The sequence below is a fragment of the Streptomyces sp. NPDC002690 genome (assembly GCF_053592415.1).
The window spans coordinates 1-7864 of sequence record NZ_JBSFVR010000348.1; the positions used below are offsets into that span (position 1 = coordinate 1).

The 7864-nt window shown below is 73.2% G+C and carries 5 protein-coding genes; all 5 read right to left on the bottom strand.

The features are described 5' to 3' along the window. Window positions 1–3147 (bottom strand): condensation domain-containing protein (locus tag ACWD3D_RS29930; RefSeq protein ID WP_451463892.1); only part of this gene is annotated, 3147 nt, incomplete at its 3' end. 68 nt (window positions 3148–3215) lie between these two features. Further along, the gene (locus ACWD3D_RS29935) at window positions 3216–5096 is read right to left on the bottom strand and encodes a non-ribosomal peptide synthetase (protein WP_451463893.1); all 1881 of its coding nucleotides are present in this window, start codon (window positions 5094–5096) and stop codon (window positions 3216–3218) included. Window positions 5097–5104: 8 nt separating this feature from the next. Beyond that, window positions 5105–6139, bottom strand: a complete 1035-nt coding sequence (locus tag ACWD3D_RS29940; protein ID WP_451463894.1) for a TauD/TfdA family dioxygenase — start codon at window positions 6137–6139, stop codon at window positions 5105–5107. A gap of 196 nt (window positions 6140–6335) precedes the next feature. Continuing rightward, complete coding sequence (locus ACWD3D_RS29945) at window positions 6336–7115, bottom strand: thioesterase II family protein (RefSeq protein ID WP_451463895.1); 780 nt, start codon at window positions 7113–7115, stop codon at window positions 6336–6338. Then, on the bottom strand, window positions 7112–7864 hold a 753-nt coding region (locus tag ACWD3D_RS29950; RefSeq protein ID WP_451463896.1), incomplete at its 5' end, for a phosphopantetheine-binding protein. The genes ACWD3D_RS29950 and ACWD3D_RS29945, both read right to left, overlap by 4 nt.

Below are 7864 nucleotides of genomic sequence, written 5' to 3' on the forward strand. Positions count from 1 at the left end.
GCCGGGGGCGGGCTCGTGCACCTCGCCCGGAACGCGGACGGCGGTGCGGCGGCCCTGTGCGTCGAGGACGGTCTCCCGGCCGTCCCCGGGCGCGGGCTGCCCGTAGCGCAGGGTGGAGAGCGGGGCCCCGGCGTCCTCGGCGAACGCGTCGAGGGTCTCGGCGAGACGCCCGGCCAGCAGGTGGGCGGTGTCCGCGTCGTACAGCGCGGTGGCGTACTCCAGGGCACCCCGCAGCCCGGTCCGTGTCCCGTCCGGGCCTACGGTCTCGGTGAGCGCGAAGGTGAGGTCCGACTTGGCTCCGGTGCCCGGGAAGACCAGCGGTTCGCCGTCCAGCGCCGAAGGGACGGCGGCGGCTTCGCCCGACTCCGCCGCGTTGACCTGGAGCATCACCTGCACGAGCGGCGCGTGCGCGGTCGACCGGTGCGGACTCAGGTGCTCGACCAGCCTGTCGAACGGCAGGTCCTGGTGGCTGTAGGCGGCCAGGCCCGCGTCGCGGACCCGGCGCACCAGCTCGGTGAGGGCAGGGTCGCCCGAGGAGTCGGTGCGTAGCACCAGCGTGTTGACGAAGAACCCGATGAGCGGATGCAGTGCCTCGTCGGCCCGGCCGGCGACGGTGGTGCCGATCGCCAGGTCCTCGCCCGCGCCGTGCCGGGTGAGGAGAGCGGCGAGAGCGGCCTGCACCACCATGAACAGGGTGGCTCCCTGGTGCCGGGCCAGTCGCAGCAGCGCCCGGTGGGTCTCCGCGCTCACCTCGAACTGGGCGAGCGCGCCCCTGCCGTCCGGTTCGGGCCGGCGGGGCCGGTCGGTGGGCAGCGCGAGCAGCGGCGGTATCCCGTCGAGGGCGGTACGCCAGTACGCGAGCTGTTCGGCGGCGACGCCGTGCTCGCCGTCGAGCAACTCGTGCTGCCAGAGGGTGTAGTCGGCGTACTGGACGGGCAGCGGCTGCCATCCGGGGGCGCGGCCCTCGACGCGGGCCGCGTAGGCGGTGGCGAGGTCGGCGAGGAGGCGGCCGGTGGACCAGCCGTCACCGGCGATGTGGTGCACCAGCAGCACCATCACCTGGCTCCCGTCGGCGTCCTCCAGGAGCCAGGCACGGAAGGGGATCTCCGTGGCGTGGTCGAAGACATGACCGGCCGCGGCGTCCACGGCGGCCCGGAGTTCGTCCGGGCCGTCCGTGCGCACCGTTTCGAGCACGGGCTCGGCGCCTTCCAGCACCTCCTGGTACGGCTCGCCGTCGGCCGACCTGTGCACCGTGCGCAGCACCTCGTGCCGTCTCGCGACGTCGGCGAGGGCGGCGGCGAAGGCGGCCCGCCCGACCGGGCGGTGCAGCCGGGTCACCACGGGGATGTTGTACGTGGCGCTCGGACCCTCCATCTGGTCCACGAACCAGAGCCGTTGCTGCGCGGCGGACAGCGGCAGCCGCTTCGGCCGCAGGGCGACGGGCACCGGCCGCAACGGCGGCCGAAGCGGCCCGTCGCCCTGTTCGGCGAGACGGCGCAGCAGCCTGGCAGGGGTGGGAGCCAGGAAGATGTCGCGGATGGCGGCCTGGACGCCCAGCGCCTTGCGGATGCGGTTGGTGAGCTTCCCGGCGAGCAGGGAGTGCCCGCCCAGCTTGAAGAAGCTGTCGCCGGGCCCCACCTCGTCACGTCCCAGCACTTCGGCGAACAGGCCGCGAAGGATCTCCTCGCGGGGGTCGGCCGCGGCGCGGGTGCGCGGGTTCTCTCCGTCACGCGGGTCGCCGGGGGTGGCGGCGTTCCGCTGCTCGGCCCGGGTGAGGGCCTCGTGACGTCGGTCCAGAGCCTCGCGCTCGGTGCCGGAGAGCAGACCGGTCCGGCTGACGGGTGTGCCGGCCGGCTGTTCGGCGTAGGCGTTCAGCGCGCGTCGGAACAGGGTGAGGAGCAGGTGCGCGGTCTCCTCGTCGTAGCGGTCGGTCGCGTACTGGAGGCCGAGCAGCACTCCGTCGGGTTCGCCGTCGGGGCGGTACGTCTCGGCACAGTTGAAACTCAGGTCGAACTTGGCGGTGGCCAGGTCCGCGGCGTCGAGGGTGCCGGATACGGCACCGAGACGGCAGGTGGTGTCCTGTGCGGTCTGCGCCGTGAGCATCACCTGGAAGAAGGGGTGCAGACCGAGGGACCGTTCCGGGTCGAGGTTCTCGACCAGGAGGTCGAACGGCAGGTCCTCGTGGGCCATGGCGGCCAGGTCCCGTTCACGGACCTGATCGAGGAGAGTGCCGAGGTCCGGGTCGGCGGACAGATCGGCACGCAGCGCGAGCGAGTTGACGAAGAACCCCACGAGGTCGTGCAGGTCCTCCTCGGGCCGGCCGGCGACGGGCGTCCCCACCACCACGTCCGGCTGCGCCCCGGCCGCCCGGAGGGCGACCGAGAGAGCGGCCCGGGCAGTCATGAAGAACGTCGCGCGGTGGGTGCGGGCGATGCCGGCGAGCGCCTTGTGGGCGCCGGCACCGAGGCGGTCGGTGACCACGGCCCCCCGGTGGCTGGGCTCGGTGGGGCGGGGGCGGTCGGCGGGCAGCCGGGTCGCGGCCGGTACGCCCTCCAGCTCCGCCCGCCAGTGGGCGAGCTGTTCATGGGCCGTGCTGTCGGGATCGCCGGGGTCTCCGAGCATGTCCCGCTGCCACAGCGCGTAGTCCGCGTACTGGACGGGCAGTGCTTCCCATCCGGGGGCGCGGCCCTCGGCGCGGGCCCGGTAGGCCCGGTCGAGGTCGGTGAGCAGGCAGCCGACGGACCAGCCGTCGGTGGCGATGTGGTGCACCAGCAGGACCAGGACCGAGGTCCCGTCGTGCACGGTGAACAACCTGGCCCGCAACGGCAGGTCGCGGGTGACGTCGAAGGGGAGGCGCACGAAGGCGGTGACCCGCGCGTCCACGTCGTCGTCGGGGGCGCACTCCTCGGTCTCCAGCCGCACGTCGGGATCGCCGACGATGTGCTGGTACGGCTCGCCGTCCTCGGTCAGGTAGACCGTGCGGAGCACCTCGTGGCGTTCCACCACGTCACGCACCGCCGCCTCCAGGGCCGGCCGGTCGGGGATCGCCCCCAGCCGCATGACGACGGGCGCGTTGTAGGCGGCCGACGCGCCTTCGAGACGGTTCAGGAACCACAGCCGGTGCTGGGCGTACGAGAGGGGGATCACGGTTGCTGCTCCTCGGGGATGACGGGGGCGGGTGGGAGTACGGGCCGATGACCGGGCGGAGGCGGGGCTCAGCCATCCTTCGCGGCCAGCAACTCCTCGATGTGGGCGGCGAGGTCGCGCAGCTTCGGGTGGGCGTAGACCGCCTTCACCGGCAGGGCCAGGGAGAGTTCGGCCCGCACCCGGGAGACCAGCTTGATCGCGAGCAGCGAATGGCCGCCCAGCTTGAAGAAGTTGTCGTCGGGGCCGATCGAGGCCACGCCCAGGACATGCGCCCAGACCCGGGCGATCAGCTCCTCGGCCCGCCCCTCGACGCCCTCGCCCGCCGCGCCGGCCCCGGTGGTCCCGGCCGCCTCGATCCGGGCCGGCAGCGCGGAGCGGTCGAGCTTGCCGCTGGGAGTGGTCGCGAACCGGTCGACGGCGACGAAGGCGGACGGTGTCATGTACGCCGGCAGCACGGCCGCCACGGCGGCCCGCAGCGCGTCGGCGTCCCCGCCCCGGTGATGGGCGATCAGGCACGGGTTGCCACCGGCGTCCTCGCCCAGGATCACGGCCGCCTCGGCGGCACCACCGGTCCGGGTCAGCACGGCCTCGATCTCCTGCACCTCGATGCGGTGACCGCGCAGCTTCACCTGGCCGTCGAGCCGCCCCAGGTGCACGAGGCGGCCGTCCGGCAGCAGCCGGCAGCGGTCCCCGGTGCGGTACATGCGGTCGCCCGGGGCGCCGAACGGGTCCGCGACGAAACGCTGGGCGGTGAGGCCGGGGCCGCGACGGTAGCCGCGGGCGACCCGGGGGCCCGCCAGATACAGCTCGCCCGCCCCACCGGCGCCGACCGGCATCAGCCGTTCGTCCAGCAGCCGCATGCGCAGTCCCGGGAGCACGGCACCGATGTGCGGCTCGCCCGGCTCCTCGATCCAGCCGGCGGTCGCGTCGACGGTGCACTCGGTGGGGCCGTACATGTTCACGGCGTTCAGCAGACCGGAGCGGTGCGCGGCGGCCAGCCGGTCCCACAGCGCCGGACCGATCGCCTCGCCCCCGACGAGCAGGGTCAGCGGGCGGGGACCTCCGTCCGGCGTGAGCAGGTCAAGGAGCGGTTCGGCGTGCGACGGGGTGATGTCGAGATCGGTGAGGCCCCGGGCATCGACGAAGGCGGCCAGCAGCGCGGGGTCGCGACGGGTCTCCTCGTCGATCATCACCAGTGTGTCGCCGCGCGACAGCCGTACCCACTGCTGGACCGAGGCGTCGAAGGACGGTGAGGCGTTCCAGCCCACCCGCCGGCTCTCGCCGGCCGCGGCGCCCACGTCCTCCAGCTCGCGCAGCAGCAGGGACGCCGCACCGCGCCCGATCTCCACCCCCTTGGGCCTGCCCGTGGAACCGGAGGTGTAGATGACATAGGCGAGCGTGTCCGGGCCGACCGGCACCGGCGCCCAGCCGGCGCCCGCCCCGCCCGCGGAGGCAGACAGCCCGTCCGGCGTGACCGTCCGGAGGCCGGGGAACACCGGGCCGCTTCCGTCGGCGACCATCAGGCCGGCGCCCGAGTCCTCGACGAGCATCCGCCGCCGCTCCTCGGGGAGCGCCGGATCGACCGGCAGATAGGCGGCGCCCGCCGCGAGAGTGCCGATGATCGCGGTGACCAGATCGGCGCCGCGCGGCAGGCACAGGGCGACGACGCTCTCCGGCCCCACACCGAGCCGGGCCAGCCCCGCCGCGAAGGCCGAGGCCCGCTCGCGCAACTGGTCGAAGCTCAGCTCGCGGTCGCCGGCGACAACGGCGGTGCGGTCACCGGGTACGACGGCGAGCCGGGCCATCAGGTCGGCCGCACCGGTACCGGCCGAGACGCAGGTGTCGCAGGGGCAGGCTGCCGGGTGGGGCGCGGCGGGGGAGGCCGCGCTCTCCAGGAGCACGGAGGTCAGGACGGGGGCGGTGGTGCGCTCGGGGAGTACGGCGGTCATGGCGGGGCTCACTTTCCGTACAGGGTGGTCGAGGGGGCGGAGGCCGGGGAGCAGTCGGACAACGGCACCGGCTCACCCATGGCGACGAGGATCTTCCGGTCACCGGTGAACGCCTCGCGGCCGTGGGCGCAGAGGATGTTGTCGACCAGCATCAGGTCGCCCGCCTGCCAGGTCTCCCGGACGGTCACCGACCGGTACACCTCGTTGACGGCGTCCACCTCGGCGTCGGTGAGGACGCTGCCGTCACCGAGATAGGTGTTGAACGGCAGCCCGTCCGCACCGAAGGTGTCGACCAGCACCTCGCGGACGTCCTCGTCGAGGGTCCGGGCGTTCCAGAACGCGAAGTGGTTGAACCAGACCCGCTCACCGGTCACCGGGTGCGTGATGATCGCCGAACGCCGCTGACGCGTACGCAGGGTCTCCTCGTCCAGCCACTCGCAGCCGATGGCGTGCGCGTCGCAGTACTCCTCGGCGTCCTCCGGCCGGTCGGCGGAGAACGCCTTGCGCCACGGCATGCCCGCCAGGTCGGAGTAGTTGCGCACCAGCAGCCAGCCGGCCTCCGCGAACCGCGCGGTCAGCTCCGGCGGCAGCTCGGCCAAGGCCCTGCGCATGTCGCCGATGGTGGTGGCGCCTCCCGTCTCGGGGGCGGTGACGCAACCGAAGAGCAGTACCCCGGGGAAGTCCAGGGTGTAGCTGTTCTCGTTGTGGAGCCGGATGGGCTGGACGGCCGGCAGGTCGGTCGAGGAGAACACGCCCTCCCCGAAGTCGGTGCGCGGGGTCGCCTTCTCCTTGTAGCCGGCCCGCTCCGCCACGAGCGCGTCCCGCGCCTGGGCGAACGTCGCCGCGTCGGCCACCGGCACCCCGCGCAGCATGACCGCGCCGGAGCGGTGCAGTTCCGCCTGGATCGCGGGCCGCTGGGCGGCCAGCCACGCGGTGGCCTCCGCCATGGTGGCGAACTCCGGTGTGTGGACGATCGCCGGCTTGCCGGGTTCCCGGACGACGGCGATACCGGTGGTGACGGGGGGCTGGGCGAGAGCGGTCATGAGGGGTTCCTTCTCCCTGAGCGAAGTCTCGTTGGGTTGGTGCGGGGGTGAACGGCGCGGTTGCGCGGGGTTGGTGCGGGGCTGAACGGCGCGGTTGCGCGGGGATGGTGCGGGGCTGAACGGCGCGGTTGCGCGGGGATGGTGCGGGGCTGAACGGCGCGGTTACGCGGGGATGGTGCGGGGCTGAACCGCGCGGCTACGCGGCCGTGGTGGCGGAGTCGCGATGGGTGTCCAGGACCGGGACGAAGCGGTCGAAGAAGCCGCGGAGGTCCTGCTGGAAGTAGAAGTGGTCGCCGGGCAGGACGTGCGGGACGACCTCGTGGCCGGCCACCCGCGACCACCCGGCGAGCATCTCCTCCGGGACGATCGGGTCGGCGTCTCCGCCGAACACCGTGACCCGGCAGCCGAGCCGGGCGTCCGGGGCGGTGCACCGGTAGGCGTCGTCGATCGCGAAGTCGGCCCGGATGGACGGCAGAACGATCTCGCGCAGCTCCGGGTCGTCCAGGATCCCGTCGTCCGTGCCGCCACGCGCCTTGATGGCGGCGACCAACTCGTCGTCGTCCAGCCGCTCCGGGTGTACCGGGCACTGGTTGGGCAGAACCGGCGCCCGGCACGCGGAGGCGATCAGCCCGCGCGGGGTGCGCTCGGCGGCCCGCAGGGCACGGGCCACCTCGAAGGCGACCAGGGAACCCATGCTGTGTCCGAACACCACCAGCTCGCCGGTGTCGGCCGGCAGCGAGTCCACCACGGGCTGCGCCAGGTCGTCCACGGACACCGGCAGGTCCTCGCAGTAGCGGGCGCCGCGCCCCGGGTACTGGCCGATCAGCAGGCGCACATCGGCCGGCAGGTGCTCGCGCCAGCCGCCGTAGGCGTGGGCGTTGCCCCCGGCGTGCGGCAGCACCAGCAGCGACAGGCTGTGCGGGGCGTCACCGGGGAGGTCCCAGACGACGTCTTCGGGAGCGGGGGAGTCGGTCATGAGGTGATCCGTTCTGTCTCGGTGCGACGGCGGAGGGCGGGCCGGGCCTTCTTGGCCGGCGTGCTCTGCAGCGCGCTGATGTGCGCGGCGAGGCGTGCGGGCGTGGGGTGCAGGAAGACGTCGCGGGCGGTGAGCCGGACGTCGAGGGCCACGGCGATGTGGTTGGTGAGGCGGGCCGCGAGGAGGGAGTGGCCGCCGTGGTGGAAGAAGTCGTCGTCGATGCTCAGCGTGGCGTCGACGCCCAGTGCGCGGGTGAAGAGGGCGACCAGCGTTTCTTCGAGCGGGGTTCGAGGCGCCCGGCCCGCGACGGAGGCGACGGCTACGGGTTCGGGGAGGGCGCGTTTGTCGATTTTGCCGTTGGGGGTGAGGGGGAGTTTGTCGAGGGTGGTGAGGTGAGCGGGGACGAGGTGTTCGGGAAGCCGTGCGGTGAGGTGCCGGCGGATGTCGTTGAGGTCGGTGGTGGTGGTGTTGGTGACGATGTATGCGGCGAGCTGCTTGTGGTGGGTGGTGATGGTGGCTTGAGTGATGTGGGGGTGGGTGAGGAGGGCGGTTTCGATTTCGGCGGGTTCGATGCGGAAGCCGCGGATCTTGATTTGGTTGTCGGCGCGGCCTTGGTAGTGGAGGTTGCCGTGGTGGTCGAAGTGGGCGAGGTCTCCGGTGTGGTAGAGGCGGGTGCCGGGGGGTCCGTAGGGGTTGGGGATGAAGTGGGTGGCGGTGAGTTGGGGTTGGTTGAGGTAGCCGTGGGCGAG